Here is an 18,534-nt window from a genome sequence, read left to right on the forward strand (position 1 = left end):
TGACCGAAATCGAAGGAGCTTCCGATGGTGACTTGACAGTGCGATCGGAAATCAGCGAAGGGGAAATCGCGATCGTCGGGGACTTCTTTAACGCCATTATCGAAAGTCTCCGCGACATCGTGACAACCGTAAAAACCGCCGCGAGTCAAGTTAACGGCTCAGTCGGTGAAAATGAATCGGAAGTGCGGTTGCTGACTACTGCTGCTACCAAGCAAGCAGACCAAATCCAGCAGACTTTGGCAAAAATCGAAAAAGTTACCATTTCAATCCAATCAGTAGCCGCCGATGCCCGTCAAGCCGCAACTGTGGCGACATCTGCCGCATCCACTGCCGAAGTTGGCGGTCAAGCGATGGAACGTACCGTGCAGAGTATCCAACAACTGCGCGAAACGATCTCTGAAACTGCCAAGAAAGTAAAACGCTTGGGTGAGTCCTCGCAACAGATTTCTAAAGTCACTGGACTGATCGACCAAATCGCCCTCCAAACCAACCTACTAGCGATTAATGCCAGTATTGAAGCCGCTCGTGCGGGTGAAGAAGGACGCGGTTTCGCGGTAGTTGCCGAAGAAGTCGGGGAACTAGCCGCTCAATCAGCCGCAGCAACCAAAGAAATCGAAAAAATCGTCGAAACTATTCAGCGCGAAACCAGCGCGGTAGCTCAAGCGATGGAACTCAGCACCGCTCAAGTAGTCGAAGGTACCCAATCGGTCGAGCAAACCAAAACCAGTTTGAAACAGATTATCGCCCTATCCAATCAAATGGACGCCTTCTTGCAATCGATCTCGACAGCGACGATCGATCAAGTAGCCACCTCCCAAGCCGTAAAGGTCGATATGGCAGCAGTCGCGCTGATCTCCGAGCAAACTTCCGACTCTTCCAAGCAGGTATCCAATTCACTCCAACAAACCGTTACCGTTGCCCAAGCACTCCAAGCTTCGGTTGGTAAGTTTAAGGTTAATGCCGATCTGAACTAGTGAATGGTGAATGGTGAATGGTGGATGGTGAATGGTGGATAGTGAATGGTGGATGGCGAATGGTGAATGGTGAATAGGAAGACGCAAGCGTCCCAGATTCTGAAACCCTGAAATCCTATAACCCTTCAACCACTGTCCACTAACCACCATCCACTAACCAGCTACTAACCACTAACCACTAGCCACCATCCACCATCCACCATCCACTATCCCCCCGATGATTACTTCAGATCGAGAACAACAAATCAAACTCCAGTTTTTGGACGAAGCGACAGATTATTTAGATACGATCGAGTCGGGACTGCTGGGACTGGGTACTGGTAAAGTGACAGGCAAGCAGTTGGACGCGCTCCTGCGCGCGGCGCACTCGATCAAAGGTGGCGCAGGGATGATGGGATACACCACCCTGGCTAGTTTGGGGCACCATCTGGAGGATTATTTCAAGATTATCCAGTATGGCAAATCTGCCGCCCCCGATAGTGAGGTGGAGCAATTGTTGCTTGGCACGATCGACAAGTTACGGCAGATTGTCACGCTCAATCGTCAAGGTCAAGATGCCGATGATGCTTGGTTGAAGACGCAGGTAAATCCGATCTTCGATCGGTTACGGGAGCGGCTGGGAGAGTTCAATCCTGAAGATGAAGCAAATATGTTAGCTTCGGAATCGGGGGAGGATATTCTGACTTTTCTGTTTGAATCAGAAGTAGAACGCTCCTTAACACAATTAGAAGTATCTGTCAATAGCGAGCATTCCAGCAGTTTATATGATGAGTTGGTCATCAGTGCCGAAGAATTGGGTGGTTTAGCCGAAATGGTCGAACTACCAGCATTGGGACGTTTGTGTGAGTCGGTGCTGCTCCATCTCAATGCCCAACCGCATCAGCTTCGATCGATCGCGGCTCTGGCTCTAGCTGGATGGCGACGTACTCAGGCAATGGTCTTAATCGGTCAAACTAGCAACCTACCTGAAGAAATCGAGTTGCCAGGATCGGGGATTGTGGCGATTAGTGAAGCAGAGACAGTACCAGAATGGAATTTGCTCGAATCTACTACCCCCGATCTGAACGATTTTACAATTATTGGCGGAGTCGAGCTGCAACGCCAATCGATGACTATTGACGACCTCGGTGGCGAAGACACATCTGAATCCGCCTTCCTCTTTGAAGATTCCAGCTCGATCGATTTTCAGACTTTGGCAGATCCCTTTGCTAGCTCTAATACCGCCCCTCAAGCTTTTTCGACAATTACCGATAGTAACGAACTAGAGGAACTCGCTACCAACGATCGATCGTTTGGGAGCGGCTCGGAATTCATCTTCACCCCAGCAGAATCCACCCTCTCGTCAATTACTAATGGCGATTTCGACGAATTCAACACCAACGAGCAATTTTCAGATTCGTTCCACTTCCAAACCACTGTCGTACCCGAACCAGAACAAGAGATCGTCGATGCGTTTGAAAGACTCGATCTCAGCGGCGATCTCTCCTTTGATACCGATGTGCCAGAGCTATTATCGGCTTTGTCTGGCTTCCTATCCGAACCCGCACCAGGGGAAGTATCTTCGGCAGTATTTAGGATCGCACCCAAGCCTCAAGCAGATTATCTCGCACAAGAAGCAGCAGATCTACTCAACGCGCTAGACGCAGCACCAGAACTCATCGACGATCTACCCGCCGATAGAAAACACACTTCATCAGTCAAGCCTACAGCCCTAGCCGAACAAACTATTCGCGTCGCCACCAAGCAATTAGAAGAAATCGGGGATCTATTTGGCGAACTAACGATCGATCGCAATGGACTAAATCTCAACCTCCAAGGACTCCGCCAGTTAGTCGTCAATCTCCAAACCAAAGTCAAACAACTAGAACAGTCCAACTTCAACCTCCGCGCAGCTTATGACAGCACAGCCGGAGAAATATCTAGAGATCCTGAGGCAACTTGGACTCAGACTAATAATAGTTTAGCCAGCGATTTTACCGATCGATTAGATATCCTTGAATTCGATCGATATAGCGAACTTCACCTCCTCTCTCAGGAAGTGATGGATAATGTCGTCCAAATCGAAGAATTAGCCACCGATCTCGATCTCCAACTCAACGATACCGAACGCACCAATCGCGATCTCAATCGTACCGCCAAGCAACTGCAAACAGGCTTAACTCAAGTCCGAATGCGCCCGATCTCCGAACTATTCAATCGCTTTCCCAGAGCGATTCGCAACCTATCGATCGAACATGCCAAACCGATCGATCTCCGACTCAAAGGCGGTAGCACCCTCATCGAGCGCAGTATCCTCGAAGCCCTCAACGATCCCTTGATGCATCTCCTCCGCAATGCTTTCGATCACGGGATCGAGCCGAGCGCAGTCCGCCGCGCTCATGACAAATCAGAAACAGGGACGATCGAAATCGGCGCGACTTATCGCGGTAATCAAACTGTCATCACCATCAAAGATGATGGTGGCGGGATCGACCTCGACAAAATCCGCGCTAAAGTCAAGAAAATGGGCATGGACGATGGCGAAATCGCTAATTTCAAAGATAGCGAACTGATCGATCTGATTTTTGAACCAGGCTTCAGTACCGCAGCTAAAGTTACAGATTTATCTGGACGCGGTGTCGGAATGGACGTAGTGCGAACGAATATTCGCGCCCTCCGAGGCGACATTAGTGTCGATACTAAGCTTGGTAAAGGTAGTACATTTACGATCTCCGTTCCCTTTACCCTCTCTGTCATCCGCGTCTTGCTCGTAGAAGTAGATGGATTGTGGCTGGCAATTCCGAGCAATATCGTCGAAGAAATTATCCTCCTCAACCCCGAACAAATCATCACTACCGCCGGACAAAAGCTGCTCCAATGGGACAACTTCACCGTTCGACTGATTCAACCCGCACAATACTTAGATTTCCCCCATCTCAGATCGCCAGTAGCCACCGCCACCCTCCCCACCATCAACTGTCCGACAGTATTAATGATCGACCAAGGACAAGATCTAGTTGCAGTCGAAATCGATAAATTCTGGGGCGAACAAGAAGTCACCATTCGTCAACCTCAAGGTAATATTAAAATGCCCCCAGGCTTCACTGGCTGCACGATCCTTGGTGATGGACGCATCGTTCCGCTGTTGGATGCGATCGAATTTGTCCGCTGGATCGATGGCGATTTAGCTACATCTAGAGTCAATAGCAAATTTGACTTCCTCACCCAAGACCCCGCCACGCTCACACCTACTCCAGCAGCCCCCGCTCAACGATCCCGCATTCTTGTTGTTGACGACTCCATCAATGTCCGTCGGTTTGTCGCTCTAACGCTCGAAAAAGCTGGCTATCTAGTCGAGCAAGCAAAAGACGGTCAAGAAGCGATCGAAAAACTCCAAGCTGGTCTCCATCCTCAAGCTGTTGTCTGTGATGTTGAAATGCCTCGGATGGATGGCTACGGCTTCCTTGCTACCATCAAAAGTCTAGCTCAGTTCAAAAACATCCCCGTCTTGATGCTCACCTCCCGTAGCGGCGATAAGCACCGCAAAATTGCCATGAATCTCGGTGCCAGCGGCTACTTCTCCAAACCCTTTAAGGAACAAGAATTACTGGCTACTTTGACACAACTGATTGCGACTCCCTTTCTAGTCTCGAAATAGAGATCTAGGGTAGGGGGTGGATGGTGGATGGTGGATGGTGGCTCGGATCTCGATTGGGTCACAAGAGTAAGTGTAGGGTGTATTAGGCGTCAGCAGTAACGCACCAGGGTTGATACAGCTCTACTCCCTTCCCACCCAAAAAGTAGACATCATGATTCACACTATGCCTACGGCAGGCTACGCCAACGACTTTGCTCATTACAAGCCGTCCACCATCCACCATCCACCATCTACCCCTACCCTAGATCTCTAATTTATCACTAGGAAGGATATCTCCGCCAAACGCAATAACAGCAGTAGAATAGTAACAATATCGATGAACCTCGATCGCCTATGTCCAGTGTCAAACTCGAACAAATCAGCCGTAAATTCATTGATGCAGCCGCCCTGCAACAACAGCGATTTACTGGTATCGATGATATATCCTTCGAGATTCCCGACGGTGAATTTTGGGTACTAGTCGGCCCATCTGGCTGTGGTAAATCGACCCTCCTCCGCATTATTGCTGGACTAGAAACCGCCACTAGCGGGAATATCTACATTGGAGATCGATTAGTCAACCAAGTTCCAGCCAGACAAAGAGATGTGGCGATGGTATTCCAAAACTATGCCCTTTACCCGCATATGACAGTTGCCGAAAACTTGGCATTCGGGATGCAAATGCGCGGCATCAACAAATCTATTATTCAACAACGGATCGATGATGTTGCTAAATCCCTCAAGATCGATACTTTACTCGATCGCAAACCCAAACAATTATCTGGCGGACAGCAACAACGGGTAGCTCTAGGTCGGGCGATTGCTAGATCGCCCCAAGTATTCTTATTAGATGAACCCCTCTCAAATCTCGATGCTGGACTCAGAGATAATACTCGCAGCGAACTAAAACAACTGCATCAACAAGTTGGCATTACGACGATTTATGTCACCCATGATTGTGTTGAAGCCATGACATTAGCCGATCGAATTGTCGTACTCGATCGCGGCTATATTCAACAAATCGGTACACCTAACGAAATTTACCATCATCCTATCAATCAAATGGTAGCAACTTTTATCGGTACCCCACCGATGAATATTATTCCAGCTATCTATCACGATCGGAGCTGGAATATCGGCGATAGTAAAATCGCCTGTTCCTCAGAATTAGCCACTCAATTACAACTCCGCGATGGGCAAGGATTAAATCTCGGCATTCGTCCCGAATATATCACCATTGTCCCATCGACCCCAGACACCCTCTCACTCACAGTTCAAGGCGTCGAAACCCTCGGTCGTGAAACCCTGCTCAAAGCTCGAATTAACGGTACCTCAACAGATCTCAATCTCCTAGCTCCCCCCAGCACATCGGGACAAATTAACGATCTCCCAAACCAAATGCTGCGGAAACAATTAACCATCCAATTAGCCTCCGAGTGGCTATTTATCTTCGATCCAAGCACCGGACGCAGATTATTTCCCCCCTACAGTTGACAGCTTGCACTGCTGGCGTTAGCCTGCCGTAGGCACAGTGTTGACAGCGAGTTTTTCGAGTGGGCACTAGTAATCAGCTAGGTTTCGGACTCAAATCCCAACTTCATAGACAAATCAGGGTTCTACCGCCATTAGCTGACAACCCCAAACTTAGATCGATTATCTCAAAACTGCACAACGTAGATCGACCTGACTCAGATCCACACCCATCAAAGAAATATCACTGATATCTGTATTCTCAAAAACTGCATAAGTCAGCGTTGCCCCGTTCAGATTTGCCTGAGACAAATTAGCTCCAGTTAAATTTGCTCGGCTCAAATCTGCACCTGTGAGATCGACTCCCGCTAGATTCGCGTAGCGCAAATCTGCCCCAATCAGGTTTACATTACTTAGATTAGCTCCGGCTAGATTAGCCAAGCGTAAATCTGCATTTTTTAATGATGCCCGATCTCCATCAATACCTGTTAAATTAGCTCGAATCAATCTAGCTAGATCGAGATTGGCTGACACCAGACTCGCACTGGTTAAATTCGATCGCCATAATGTGGCTTTAGTTAAAACTGCTGCTGACAAGTTGGCACATTGCAAATCCGAACCAGATAAGTTTGCATTAGTCAGTCGAGATTGGCTCAGATCGATCGCGACCAAACATCTTTCGGTCAGACAAATATCTGCTAAATTTGCCAAAATAAAGTCTCGCTTTCCATCATTGTATTGCCTGAGCAACTCATCAGCATTCATTTTCGATCCTCTCCCAAATCCACTGCCCGAACATCTTCAAAATCAGGCGGCTCGATCCCGAAGTTGACTAGCGATCGTACCGCCTGATGACGCACCAGCTTCACAAGTGTGTTTGTTACATTACTTATTATTAAGTATTGTAACAAAGTTTAGCAAAAGTTGCAAACAGTTCTAACCTTAGCCAAGTCTTACTCTCAGACTTTGGCAGGAGGTTTATTGTCTTAATTGGCTCAATTGCTTTGAATCCCATCTCATTTAGATACATAAAGAGTGACACAGATCGTAGGCACTCTAGTTTATCGGGAATAGAGTTTGATGTGAAAGCATTAAATACCCCGATAAGTAGTTCCCACATCGTATGTTTGACACTCAAAATACCGCTCAAAACGTCTTGTTTGGCTCTGGTGCCCAATCTTTTGGTGGATCTGTTACTACTGGAGTTTAGACTAACTAAGGGAGCTGTAGTTTAGACTAATCGAGTTAGCACAGGAGAAAACATCGTTAGTCTAAACTCCAGCACTGATGGTCTGCGTGACTTCTTGAAAAGTTGAGAACATCGCACCGATACTCGATCGACCTATTTGTGGGATGATTGGGAATCAAAATTCGTGAGGGGAGCTTCTCCTCTGAAAACTCCAGTGTCTACCGTGAAATCATTATTACAAGTATTTCAGAACCGAAAAATGGCTGCATTGCTGTTTGTCGGCTTTTCTTCTGGACTCCCGATCCTGCTCGTGCTCAAAACATTACAATCGTGGATGTCAGATGCTGGAACCGATTTGAGCAAAATTGGCTGGTATGGTAGCCTGATTGGTTTTCCCTACGCCTTTAAGTTTCTGTGGTCGCCATTACTCGATCGATTCGTGCCGCCATTTTTGGGCAGACGCAAGGGCTGGTTATTGATTATCCAATTTTTATTGGTACTGGCGATCGGTGCCATGTCACTGCAAGATCCCGCCAAAAATCTCAATCTGTTGGCAGTTATTTCGGTACTGATTGCCTTCTTGAGTGCATCCCAGGATATCGTCGCTGATGCCTATCGGACTGATGTGCTGACTGGAGCCGAGCGACCGATTGGTGTCAGCATTTTTACGACAGGCTATCGTGTTGCCTTGATTTTGTCCTTTGCTGGTGCATCCAAGCTATATGAAAATGTGTTTCGGGCTTGGCAACCAGTTTATCTAGTGATGGCGGGTTTGATGCTGCTGGGGTTGGTGTTTACGTTGTTCGCACCTGGCACAGAAGCAACAGATCGACCGCCAGAGACATTTGCTGATGCAATAACGCTACCATTTTTAGACTTTTTTCAACGCCGAGGGCTGGTTTATGGTGGCTTGATTTTGTCATTCATCGTTACATACAAAATCAGCGATGCGATGATGAATTTGATGTCGATTCCATTTCTCAAAGCTGCTTGTTTCAGCCAAGGTCAAATTGGTGATATCAATGGTTTCATGGGGATAATTGCCACGATCGTGGGAGCTTTACTAGGCGGGGTATTACTGACGCGGATGAGCGTTTTCCAAGGACTGTGGATCTTTGGTGGCTTACAGGCGATTGGCATCATTTTATATGTGATGCTGGCACAGATATCACATCCCGACCCGACAGTTTTGACGAAGGCTTGTCAGAATTTTGTCCAACCACCCTTTGCTACTCAATTATTTGTGTTGGCGATCAATGTCGAAAACTTTTTTGGGGGAATGGAGTCTTCCGCTTTTGGGCTGTTCTTGATGAATATGTGCAACCAACAATTTTCGGCAACTCAGTTTGCTCTATTATCGAGTTTGATGGCTTTGAGCAAGCTACTCGTCGCACCAGCAGGAGATCTGGTTAAAGCCCTCGGCTGGTCTAACTTTTTCTTGGTAACGATGCTAGTTATCATTCCGAGTATGTTCCTGTTGTTCCTCATCGCGCGATCGGATGCTCGTCAAGGCCCCGCCCTGAAAGAACTCTAAATTAATTTTTGATACAATCGATAAATATATTAATCCTACGGAGCCATTGGCATTGACATTGATGTGTTACGGCGATTACCTCTCGGCGCGGCTTCGCCAACGCCTAACACACCCTACATCAGCATAATGTACTCTAAAGTTATAGCTAATCCCTAAACCCTAATTATCATGACCTTTATTCGTCAAAACGTCGGCCCGTTAGTCATTCTCCTGATTTTTCTGTTTGCTTTAGTTGCTACAAGTGCGAGAATTTTCTTGCCTACAGATCTGTCAGGACCAGCACCAGTAACAGGATCTATCCTGGTTCAAGGCTTATTAATGTTGCTAAAACTGTAATAGGTTAGAGGATTAGTTCTGCTAATCCTAAATATTTGACTCCAGCGGGACTGACATCAAATCGACAAGGAAGTACTTGCAGTCCTTTGGCTACTGCTGTCCGCAACAGTTGGGCGTAAATCGGATCCGTAGTATCTCCAGGTGCAAATTTGGTCAGATCGCCCCGATTGATGAGATAGAGCATCACCGCGCGATCGACTGGCATCACATCGATGAGTTCGCGGAGGTGCTTTTGCCCCCTAGTCGTCTCTGTATCGGGAAAGATTGCCACATCATCGATCGACCAGGTAGTATTCTTCACTTCCAGATAAATGGAACGCTCTCCATCACCGAGTACAAAGTCGATTCTACTGCGCCGATCTTGCCCGTAAACCACTTCCGATCGAATCGTTTGATAGCTATCAAGTTCTGGAAATAACCGCTGCTCTAAGGCGATTTTAATCAGCTTGTTGGGCAATGCCGTATTGATGCCGATCCACACCCCGTCGATCTTAATCGTTTCCCAAGTGTAAGCTAGTTTCCGTTTGGGATTGTCATGGAAAGAAACCATCACTGGAGCACCGATTTGACAAACTCCAGTCATGGGGCCAGTATTGGGACAATGTGCCACGATCGGTTCGCCCGTATCTAGTTGGATATCAGCAAAAAATCGCTTGTATCGTTTGACTAAAATGCCAGGATAGAGTTGAGGATAAGTATAAAGCACGATGTGGTGTCGATCGGGGATGAAGTAGCTAAAAGGTAAATGGGAGCCAGATGTAGTTAATTTCTGGTTGCTAAATAAGCTTCTAAATGCCCCAGATCGATCGCCATTTGTTCGACTAACAAAGCAGCATTAGGCATCAGTTTTTCGGTTGCTAGTCGTTCGATCTGGTTGGCGATTGTGGTGATGCTGACAATCCCGACATTAGCACTGGCACCTTTGATATAGTGAGCTTCATGAGCGATCGCGATGAGATCTCGATCGGCGATCGCTTGACGCAGCTCGGCAATGTGAATTTTCACATCTTCTGCCAACATTGTAAGTAGTTCTAGTTCAAATTCTGGGTCATCTTCAGAAACTTGATGTAGTTGTTCCCAGTCGATATCAATGAGATCGTTCATTAGGCAGTGCAGTAACAGAAGTAAGCTAACGTTGATTCTTATTTTATCCTCTCAACTCCACATTTTGATAATTAAGCACAAGCAGCTACCTACAGAGAACGCCAACGATTGTGTCTTGAAGGAAAACCCAATTATCAATTATCAATTATCAATTATCTAACCGATGTTCCAGACTACCCGCCGTCGCTTAGCAATTTGGTATACAACTGTCACAGCCATCGTGTTGCTGATCTTTGCGATTGGCATGTATATCTATGTGCGGACTACCCTGATCGAACGGATCGATGATACTCTAAATCATGTTGTCGAAGTCGTCAGTCGCTCGATCGCGATCGACAAGATTGATGCTCCAGGTGCGATCGGTCAATTTAAGATTAATGTCGGCGCAAGTTTTCAGGATGATTCCGACAGACTGGATGACGATCGCATCGATCTAGAATTGTTTAATATCGGTGGAGAGTTGTTATGGTCTACGCTGAGAGAACCGCTAAATCTGCCTGTCTGGATCGATCTCGATGGTGAAACCGTCCGCGTCAGAAATAACCGGATTCTCAGGCAAATTACGGCACCGATCGAGCGGAATAATACATTAGTAGGTTTTTTGAGAGTAAGTCATCCCTGGTTTGAAGTCACTAAACCGACTGAGCTACTAATTATCGATCTAACAGTAGGCACTTCTTTAGTAATTACTAGTGTCGCAGCGATCGGCTGGTTGCTATCTGGAATCGCGATCGAACCTGTCAAAGCTTCTTACCAACAGCTCAAACAGTTTACCGCAGATGCTTCGCACGAACTCCGCAACCCGATCGCGACGATTCAAACCAATGTGCAAGTAGCACTGAGCGAAGAACCCCTGCAACCTCAACAACGCCAACAACTTCAGACGATCGAACGCTTAACTCGTCGCCTGGGTAGATTAGTTGACGATCTGTTATTTCTCGCTCGTCAAGATAGCAGCATCGTCACCCCTGAGTTTAGTCCCATCCCATTGGATGCACTACTGATGGAAACGATCGAAGAACAGCAATTAGCCGCAGTAGCCAAGGGCATCCGCCTCACACTGGAGATTATCGATCCGCTCCCCGCCGCCATTGTGCAATTAGAACAGCACAAACTCGAAGCATTTAGTATCAGTGGCGATTGGGACAGGTTGGCGCGGCTATTTACCAATCTGCTGACTAATGCAATTCAGTACACCCCATCACACCAGGATCGAGCGCAAATTAATGTCCAACTCAGGCAATTAATTCGTCAAAATACATTCTACCTCCAAGTTCGGGTTCAAGATAATGGGATCGGCATCCCCGATGCGGCACTTCCACATTTATTCGACAGGTTTTATCGGGTCGATTCCGCTCGTACAGCCAATCCTTCTGATGTTAGTAGCGGTTCGGGCTTGGGACTGGCGATCGTCCAATCGATCGTCAATAATCATCATGGCGAACTCTCGATCGACACTCAAGTCGATGTCGGGACTACTGTAATTGTGACTTTTAAGGGGGCGTTAAACAGTTGACAGTTGACAGTTGACAGTTGACAGCGGCTTGCTCTTGCAGTGGGCAAAGCATTTCGCAATCTTTTGAATCCAAATCAGGTTAGTTTATGTTAGGCACCACAAAATCACTTCCGCGCTGGTTATCGAAACAGCTCGGAGGTGATGGTTTTAGACTAATAACAATAAATATTGTTAGTGGCAGGGATAGTAAGGAGGGCAAGGAGGAGGACATGGATAACCGTAGCCACCACCTTTACTACCCTTCTTGCTGCCCTTTTTGCTGCCCTTTTTACTGCCTTTCTTGCCACCACCATAACCACCACCACCAAAGATTTGGCGGCTGTCAGTTTCTTCAAGTTCGGTTAAAAAGCTTTCTGTATCTGCAAATAAGTCGCTACCAGCAGGGTTCAAGTTAGAGATTTTAATGAGAGCCATATTCAATCTATTCCTACGTTACAAATTTGATGACAGATATATGTTTGCGGAGATCTCTGTCACCACTTATGATGCTCGATCGCCGTTTTGGTCGATCGGGTGAGCCTAAATTACTGACAGCGATATATGTATCTCGACCGACGAGTTTGCTACGAGCAGCTCTTGAATACTCATCAAGCTATGACTAAAGTAGATATTATAGAGATAGTTTTGGACTTAGATTATTAAATATTTTGCTTGTAATTGTGGCGATATTCTTTCTATTTTAGCGATCGAATCGGGTTCTATCTCAAGCATGGGATAATCAGAATGACGAATAATGAAATTCTGCTCGATCTCAATTTTATTAACTATTTCTACTAGAGTCTGCGAGAAGTTTAACATCTAATTAATTATTGAGTAATAAAACGAATTCACTATCAAAGAAGGTATTCATGGCGGCTTGAGGAGTGCAAAGTAATTGTTTGGCTACTTGGAGCATGACAATACCACGATTGCCAAAAATACGCTCTTCATCAATAGTAATTTCAACTCGTTGAATCAGAGCTAAACCAGCAAATTGGATCGCGCGATCGAGATAATCTGGACGAGCGGTAACAATAGCTGTAAAGCTCTCCAGGTTTGACTGAATCAGAGTAAATAGAGATGGTTGGAGCAACTCTAGGGGAGTAGTTGCTAATTGTAATGACTCATTAATACTGAGGGTATTACCGATAAACAATCCATCTAACCAAATCTCTAAATAACTACCGAATATACAGCCCAGATCGAAAGCTGGATCGCCCTAATCAGCACATTCCCAATCAATTAACCGAATTACTGACGATCCGGTTTGCTCCCAATTTAGATCGAGCAGAATATTATTAATTTTTAGATCGTTATGAACTAGACAACTAGGAGCGATCGCCCGATCGAGATCGGCGATCGCTTGTGATAAACTAGTAAAACGTTGATAAAGCTTGAAAAATTGTAGACATTCTGGCGGCATCACTCCAAAGATTTGAGGTGTGATTCAAGCTAGGCGACGAATAATATCATTAGCGCATCCCTCAATCATCATAGTAGTATCTGAATTGTCTTGACGATCGCGACAAAATTGGTGATATTCTGTCTGTTGAAATGTTTGACTGTGAATATTTGCCAGTAGTTGACCGATCGATCTAGCGATCGGTAATAGAAATTGATGCTCTCTAATATAATACTGATAGCCCAGTTGGGAAACAAGCGAAGCTCTACGGGGAAGCTTCCCCCCAAAACGTCGCGCCCTGTTCCCGCACTTTCCGCAAATCGCTGCTAGTGTTGCAAAGTCCGCCTTCTCTACGAGACGCTTCGCGAACGCGGACTAAAATCTCAAGTGTCTTAACCGCTGGTGAGCAACTGCTATATCTATCCTTTGCCCCTTACCCTGTCTTGATTGGCTGTCTCGAACTCGATTCAAAGCTCAGAATTTTCACCCGCGACACCTAGATAAATATCCCGAATATCTTGAGGTACAGCAGCCTCTAATTGCTGATAGCCTTCAGTAAGATAGTCGGGAATACTCTCAACCGGAATTTTTTGTCCTTCACCTTGAAGATAGGCCGAAATCCGTTGTTCGTTCCACTTGAGGCTTTGAGTCATCACCACCACGAGCCGAGCTAAGGGTGAAAGTCGATCGAGTCCTCGTTCGAGATAACACCATAATGGAGGTGGTGCTGCGTTGAGAGTATAACGGATCTGCGCTGGTGGGGGCACTTCGATCTGAGCGATGGTACTACCAGTAATATCCATCAGCCAGTTTTGCCAATTGGTGGCTTCGGGATCTAATGATAATTTCACTCGCCCCAGTTCGCCAAAAATCTGCCGCCAAGCGATCGCAAACAGATAATCAGCCTGGAGTTGAGACGGGGCGGCATGTTGCACGACGCTATGAACGATCGATCCATAGCGACAAAACAACGCCGTGAAAAATTTGCCTTGTTCGGGATGTAACTGATGTAGACTGACTAACTCTCGATCGCTATAACTAGCTAACGATTGTAAGATCTCATGGTTGGTTTCGGGGAAAGTCGGGATTGACAACATCTTTGAATAGTTGACAGTTGATAGTTGTGTGGGCGGGTCCCCCGCCCAGTACAGTTTAACACCCGCCGATCTCAAAACTATTCGAGCGGGTTTTACATCAATCGCAAACTGCACGATATATTTAGCTTACAGACTATTATCAAATTTATAATTTATTTCATGCAATCTACTTCTTCTCCACAGCGGATGCGTAACTTTGCGATCGTGACGATCGCGATTGTATTGGTAGTTGCACTCGTACTGAGTATTCGCGCTCAAGACTCTACTTCTACCTTAGAATTTCAAGCCACTCACGCCCAACCGATCGATATTGCCCTGACTAATGGTAAACCGACCCTGATGGAATTTTATGCCAATTGGTGTACCAGTTGTCAAGCAATGGCTCCAGATTTAGCCGCAGTCAAGTCACAATTTGGCGATCGAGTCAATTTTTCGATGCTCAATGTCGATAATACCAAATGGCTGCCAGAAGTCACCAAATACCGCGTCGATGGGATTCCCCATTTTGTCTTCTTTGATAATAAAGGAAAAGTCCTCGCTGAAGCGATCGGCGAACAACCTCGGCAGATCTTAGAATCTAAATTAACAGATCTGATCGCAGGAACAGCTCTATCCGACACCGCCTCCAAAGGTGAGGTTTCCAAATTTACACCCAAAACAGTTCCTAGTAACGGTGTCAATGACGATCCTCGCGCTCACGGCGCGTAACAGCCGAAAAACTTAACTGTCAACCTTTAACTATCAACTCTCAACTCTCAACTGTTTACCTGTGTCCCAAATTATTGTTATCGGCGGCGGTGCGGCGGGTTTTTTCGCCGCCATTACCTGTGCCCAAACTCATCCTCATACTCGAGTCACCCTGCTCGAAGCTGGCAAATATCCCCTCGGCAAGGTCAAAATCTCCGGTGGCGGTCGGTGTAACGTGACTCACGCCTGTTTCGATCCCCACCAGTTAGTCCAGTATTATCCCCGTGGCAATAAGGCTCTGCGGGGTGCTTTTTCTCGATTCCAACCACAGGATACAGTAGCTTGGTATGCCGATCGCGGTATCAAACTCAAAACCGAAGCCGATGGGCGGATGTTTCCGACTACCGATGACTCAGAAACGATCGTCAGGTGCTTATTGGACGCTGCGGCGGCGGCTGGAGTCAAAATCCGGACGGGAGAAGCCGTAGCCGAAATTAGCCCCCAGCAGCCATCAGGATGGACTGTCAGCCTTAAATCTGGGCAAGTCTTAACAGCCGATCGAGTCTTATTAGCGACAGGTAGCAATCCCAGTGCCTATAAGTGGGCGCAACAATTAGGGCATCCGATTTCTACTCCAGTCCCATCACTGTTTACATTTAATATCCCCGATCCGCGCTTGGCAAATTTAGCAGGAGTCAGTGTTAGATCTGCCACAGTCAAGTTAGCTACCACTGGTAAACATCCTCTCACCCAAACAGGTGCCTTATTAGTCACTCATTGGGGTGTGAGTGGCCCAGCCGTACTAAAATTATCTGCTTGGGGGGCGCGGTTTATTGCAGAATCCCGATATCATGTACCAATGACGATCGATTGGTTGCCAGATTATCGGATCGACAAATTGCGCGAACTAATTTTGGCTGTCAAGTCCCAGTTACCTCAGAAAACTATTCAAAATAGTTGCCCCGTGCCCCTTCCCCATCGCTTGTGGGAATCGCTGACTAGTTATATCGGGATTACCGCTGGCGACAGATGGGCGGGGTTGGCAAATAAGACACTCGATCGCTTAATTCAAGAATTAAATCGTGGTGAATATCAGATTACTGGTAAAGGGATATTTAAGGAAGAATTTGTCACCTGTGGCGGTGTCGATCTCAAGTCGGTGAACTTTCAAACGATGGAAAGCAAAATCTGTCAGGGGTTGTATTTTGCTGGAGAAATTCTCGATATCGATGGGGTGACAGGCGGGTTCAATTTTCAGAGTGCTTGGACGACTGGATATCTGGCAGGATTGGCGATGGGGGTTGGCGCAGAGATCGCGGAGTGAGGGGAGAACACAGAGAGGTTGTTGGGGGGTGTTGCGATCGAATGACTGTCTTGCTAGAATAGGAAGGATAAGCATTCATAAAACATATGGCGCAGCGACTCAAGCGGTGGGAATCACCCCGCAAAGAAGGGAGAAATGACAAGGGTAAAGGCGGTTCGGCACGTCAACGGCAACTCAAGAAACGCACTCAAATGCTCAGACAAAAACTCAAAGATCGAGGCAATGACAACAGCCAAGGTCAAAATAAACAGGGAGAGAATTATGATTCTCTCCCTTTTTTATGCTTATAAATTGCTGGCAGGTATGGGTGGGTTTTGTTTTAAAATCACAGTCAGGAGTGAAGATCGGTATGTCCAACTACCCCGATCGAGAGACGATCCACCATCCACCATCCACCATTCACCATTCACCATTCACCATCCACCATCCACCCCTATTCCCGCCCGATCGAAATCTTGTCGATCGCTTGCTGTACAAAGGCTTTAAGAAACTCATCTTTACGATTTAGCTGAAATTGCTGTTGTACTGCTTCAGCCATCCCACCATCGCCCCACGATCGATCCTGACGGAAGTATTCGATAAAGCTGCGCCCAGCAATCCTCGTCAAATAAGCAGCAGTAATGCCTTGAACCCCTTTACCTAGCGCGTAGGTAGTCACATTGACGGTTAAAGCCGTGGATAACAGTTGAATTGCACCTTTGACGATGCCCAGACTAGTTAAAGTTTTACCGAGGGAGAGTGCTAATTCTTGCGCTGTATCTTTATTTAGATCGCAACCATAAATCTTCCCAATCTCCATAATCATCTGGGTATTAATTGCGGCTGTCGCGAGGAAATCTACCACTGGTAAGGGCGTAACTGTGACGACTCCCGCACCGATCCATTGATATCGATTGACGATGCGATCGGCTTGACGGCGGCGTTGGGCGTCGATTAGCTCCCGCGCTTCGGCTCCTAGCCGCTGGGATTGGAGCAAAATGTTGTCGGCGATCAAATCTTCACCTTCGGCCCTGAGCACGGCAGCTAGACGGCGGATCAGGGGGAAAATATCAGGGTCGGGAGTAAATATTTCACCTGATTCTAGTCGAACTGGCTGCGGGTTTGCGGCGATCGCGATCACATCTTGAGGTTCAATTTCGCTCTGAACCCGCTGCTGTAGTTTGGTGACGATCTCCAAGCGATCGATCGGTGTATAGAGATCCGTTTTATTAAAGATGAGGAGCGATCGCTTGCCGATTTCGGCTAGTCCCATCAGGGGGATATATTCTGACGATCTTAGGTCATTGTCTACGACAAATAATAACAGATCCGCAGATGTTGCCAGCTCTCTGGCGATCGCTTCCCGTTGAGTACCAGCGATACCAGCTTCTAAAATGCCTGGAGTATCAGTTAGTAAAATTTGGCGATCCAAACCTTTTAATTCGAGCGTATACGTTTCCCCCCTGGTCGTTGTCCCCATCGGTGCGCCAACTTCCCCGACAATTCGACCGATAATCGCATTTATTAACGAAGTTTTCCCTGCCGAACCCGTCCCAAATACGACTACTCTAATTTGTCCCCGCGCCAAATTGTCAGCGATTTCTCGCGATTTATCGATTAAGGCTTGACGAGTAACTTCATCTTGGATTTGCTGAAGTTGGCGATCGATCGCCTGAAGATTTGCAGTGGCGGCGGCAGTTTTTTCGACAGGAACTTTGGGCAATTGCTGGGGTTTGGTGCGTGATTTTCCCCACCAGCCTTGAAATATACCGACGTAATAAACGATTGCGGCGATCGCCAACCCAATTAGCAACAAGATCCCAATCAGAATGGGTGTTGCCAACCACGGTGTCGTCAAACTAACTTGGACATAGAGGGCATAGAGGGAATTAATCAACCACAATGCCAAAATTGCGATCGAAATTCCGCCAATGGCGATCGACCAGGAACGGGGGAAACGCATACTTTAGTGGATAGCGATCTACTTATCATCATAGCCGAAGGACTCGCCGATCTCGATCGCGCCTGTCTTAGTCTTATTTATGTTCGTGCAGCGATACATCGTTCCTACTGCTACTAGTAGTGGGGTTAAGGGTACCCCTGTTAAGGTGACAGTTAAACTACTAAGTAGTGAGAAGCCGAAAAGTAGCAACATGCGGACGTTTGGGGTCATACTTCTTCTTGTGAGTCGGCTTTTTCGCTCCTCGTGGAGAAGACAAGAAGCGTTTGAGATTGACATGACTAGCACAGTCTCGTAAAAATTCCGCCAACAACGCCACGCTCATCAGTGCAAAAGGTTTCCAATCCTCAGCTTCAATGGCAATCTC

At 46.8% G+C, this 18,534-nt stretch carries 16 protein-coding genes and 2 pseudogenes; 9 read left to right on the forward strand and 9 right to left on the reverse strand.

The window, feature by feature from the left end; all coding sequences use genetic code 11:
* The 3 genes from ACEW9J_RS16340 to ACEW9J_RS16350 all read left to right on the forward strand — a co-directional run.
* On the forward strand, positions 1–974 hold a 974-nt coding region (locus tag ACEW9J_RS16340; protein ID WP_373546173.1), incomplete at its 5' end, for a methyl-accepting chemotaxis protein.
* Between the two features lie 217 nt (positions 975–1,191).
* Positions 1,192–4,611 carry a response regulator gene (locus ACEW9J_RS16345; RefSeq protein ID WP_373546174.1) on the forward strand — a complete coding sequence of 1,140 codons (3,420 nt, stop codon included), beginning with the start codon at positions 1,192–1,194 and terminating at the stop codon, positions 4,609–4,611.
* Positions 4,612–4,944: 333 nt separating this feature from the next.
* Positions 4,945–6,084 (forward strand): ABC transporter ATP-binding protein, encoded by a 1,140-nt coding sequence (locus ACEW9J_RS16350; protein WP_373546175.1) that lies wholly within the window; start codon positions 4,945–4,947, stop codon positions 6,082–6,084.
* A 159-nt stretch (positions 6,085–6,243) separates the two neighbouring features.
* Here ACEW9J_RS16350 and ACEW9J_RS16355 read toward each other — a convergent pair whose 3' ends face one another.
* Positions 6,244–6,825 (reverse strand): pentapeptide repeat-containing protein, encoded by a 582-nt coding sequence (locus ACEW9J_RS16355; protein WP_373546176.1) that lies wholly within the window; start codon positions 6,823–6,825, stop codon positions 6,244–6,246.
* A 647-nt stretch (positions 6,826–7,472) separates the two neighbouring features.
* On the opposite strand from ACEW9J_RS16355, the gene ACEW9J_RS16360 reads away from it, so the two are divergent.
* Positions 7,473–8,783, forward strand: a complete 1,311-nt coding sequence (locus ACEW9J_RS16360; RefSeq protein ID WP_373546177.1) for an MFS transporter — start codon at positions 7,473–7,475, stop codon at positions 8,781–8,783.
* 340 nt (positions 8,784–9,123) lie between these two features.
* Here the strand turns inward: ACEW9J_RS16360 and sfsA are convergent, their stop codons facing one another.
* A complete protein-coding gene (gene sfsA, locus ACEW9J_RS16365; protein ID WP_373546178.1) occupies positions 9,124–9,825 on the reverse strand; it encodes a DNA/RNA nuclease SfsA in 702 nt (233 codons plus the stop codon).
* Positions 9,826–9,881: 56 nt separating this feature from the next.
* Complete coding sequence (locus tag ACEW9J_RS16370) at positions 9,882–10,223, reverse strand: Hpt domain-containing protein (RefSeq protein ID WP_373546179.1); 342 nt, start codon at positions 10,221–10,223, stop codon at positions 9,882–9,884.
* A 163-nt stretch (positions 10,224–10,386) separates the two neighbouring features.
* Here ACEW9J_RS16370 and ACEW9J_RS16375 point away from each other — a divergent pair, with 163 nt between their 5' ends.
* Positions 10,387–11,739, forward strand: coding sequence for a sensor histidine kinase (locus ACEW9J_RS16375; RefSeq protein WP_373546180.1), 1,353 nt, complete (start codon positions 10,387–10,389; stop codon positions 11,737–11,739).
* Between the two features lie 171 nt (positions 11,740–11,910).
* Here the strand turns inward: ACEW9J_RS16375 and ACEW9J_RS16380 are convergent, their stop codons facing one another.
* The 4 genes from ACEW9J_RS16380 to ACEW9J_RS16395 form a co-directional block, all read right to left on the reverse strand.
* Positions 11,911–12,153 (reverse strand): hypothetical protein, encoded by a 243-nt coding sequence (locus ACEW9J_RS16380; protein ID WP_373546181.1) that lies wholly within the window; start codon positions 12,151–12,153, stop codon positions 11,911–11,913.
* Positions 12,154–12,541: 388 nt separating this feature from the next.
* The gene (locus ACEW9J_RS16385) at positions 12,542–12,874 is read right to left on the reverse strand and encodes a hypothetical protein (protein WP_373546182.1); all 333 of its coding nucleotides are present in this window, start codon (positions 12,872–12,874) and stop codon (positions 12,542–12,544) included.
* Between the two features lie 63 nt (positions 12,875–12,937).
* A complete protein-coding gene (locus ACEW9J_RS16390) occupies positions 12,938–13,141 on the reverse strand; it encodes a phosphotransferase (RefSeq protein ID WP_373546188.1) in 204 nt (67 codons plus the stop codon).
* Positions 13,142–13,587: 446 nt separating this feature from the next.
* The gene (locus tag ACEW9J_RS16395) at positions 13,588–14,331 is read right to left on the reverse strand and encodes a sigma-70 family RNA polymerase sigma factor (protein WP_373546183.1); all 744 of its coding nucleotides are present in this window, start codon (positions 14,329–14,331) and stop codon (positions 13,588–13,590) included.
* Between the two features lie 45 nt (positions 14,332–14,376).
* On the opposite strand from ACEW9J_RS16395, the gene ACEW9J_RS16400 reads away from it, so the two are divergent.
* From ACEW9J_RS16400 to ACEW9J_RS16410, 3 genes are all read left to right on the forward strand, one after another.
* A complete protein-coding gene (locus tag ACEW9J_RS16400) occupies positions 14,377–14,925 on the forward strand; it encodes a thioredoxin family protein (RefSeq protein WP_373546184.1) in 549 nt (182 codons plus the stop codon).
* Positions 14,926–14,986: 61 nt separating this feature from the next.
* Positions 14,987–16,228 (forward strand): NAD(P)/FAD-dependent oxidoreductase, encoded by a 1,242-nt coding sequence (locus ACEW9J_RS16405; RefSeq protein ID WP_373546185.1) that lies wholly within the window; start codon positions 14,987–14,989, stop codon positions 16,226–16,228.
* Positions 16,229–16,314: 86 nt separating this feature from the next.
* Entirely contained in the window at positions 16,315–16,518 is a 204-nt protein-coding gene (locus ACEW9J_RS16410) for a hypothetical protein (protein ID WP_373546186.1), read from the forward strand.
* A gap of 143 nt (positions 16,519–16,661) precedes the next feature.
* Here the strand turns inward: ACEW9J_RS16410 and ACEW9J_RS16415 are convergent, their stop codons facing one another.
* Positions 16,662–18,170 (reverse strand): YcjF family protein, encoded by a 1,509-nt coding sequence (locus ACEW9J_RS16415; protein WP_373546187.1) that lies wholly within the window; start codon positions 18,168–18,170, stop codon positions 16,662–16,664.
* 43 nt (positions 18,171–18,213) lie between these two features.
* Between ACEW9J_RS16415 and ACEW9J_RS16420 the strand changes: the two are divergent.
* Positions 18,214–18,303: pseudogene (locus ACEW9J_RS16420) on the forward strand (carbohydrate ABC transporter permease); the annotation flags it as partial.
* A gap of 27 nt (positions 18,304–18,330) precedes the next feature.
* Here the strand turns inward: ACEW9J_RS16420 and ACEW9J_RS16425 are convergent.
* Positions 18,331–18,534 (reverse strand): annotated as a pseudogene (locus ACEW9J_RS16425) (IS4/IS5 family transposase); the annotation flags it as partial.

The organism is Chamaesiphon sp., assembly GCF_041737865.1.
Classification (GTDB): domain Bacteria; phylum Cyanobacteriota; class Cyanobacteriia; order Cyanobacteriales; family Chamaesiphonaceae; genus Chamaesiphon.

Excerpts from the sequence above, each read along its gene's own strand:
- ACEW9J_RS16350 (WP_373546175.1), top strand. The coding sequence starts at position 4,945 with ATGTCCAGTGTCAAACTCGAACAAATCAGCCGTAAATTCATTGATGCA.
- ACEW9J_RS16390 (WP_373546188.1), bottom strand. The coding sequence starts at position 13,141 with ATGCCGCCAGAATGTCTACAATTTTTCAAGCTTTATCAACGTTTTACT.
- ACEW9J_RS16415 (WP_373546187.1), bottom strand. The coding sequence starts at position 18,170 with ATGCGTTTCCCCCGTTCCTGGTCGATCGCCATTGGCGGAATTTCGATC.
- ACEW9J_RS16410 (WP_373546186.1), top strand. The coding sequence starts at position 16,315 with ATGGCGCAGCGACTCAAGCGGTGGGAATCACCCCGCAAAGAAGGGAGA.
- ACEW9J_RS16355 (WP_373546176.1), bottom strand. The coding sequence starts at position 6,825 with ATGAATGCTGATGAGTTGCTCAGGCAATACAATGATGGAAAGCGAGAC.
- ACEW9J_RS16345 (WP_373546174.1), top strand. The coding sequence starts at position 1,192 with ATGATTACTTCAGATCGAGAACAACAAATCAAACTCCAGTTTTTGGAC.
- ACEW9J_RS16370 (WP_373546179.1), bottom strand. The coding sequence starts at position 10,223 with ATGAACGATCTCATTGATATCGACTGGGAACAACTACATCAAGTTTCT.
- ACEW9J_RS16375 (WP_373546180.1), top strand. The coding sequence starts at position 10,387 with ATGTTCCAGACTACCCGCCGTCGCTTAGCAATTTGGTATACAACTGTC.
- ACEW9J_RS16380 (WP_373546181.1), bottom strand. The coding sequence starts at position 12,153 with ATGGCTCTCATTAAAATCTCTAACTTGAACCCTGCTGGTAGCGACTTA.
- ACEW9J_RS16400 (WP_373546184.1), top strand. The coding sequence starts at position 14,377 with ATGCAATCTACTTCTTCTCCACAGCGGATGCGTAACTTTGCGATCGTG.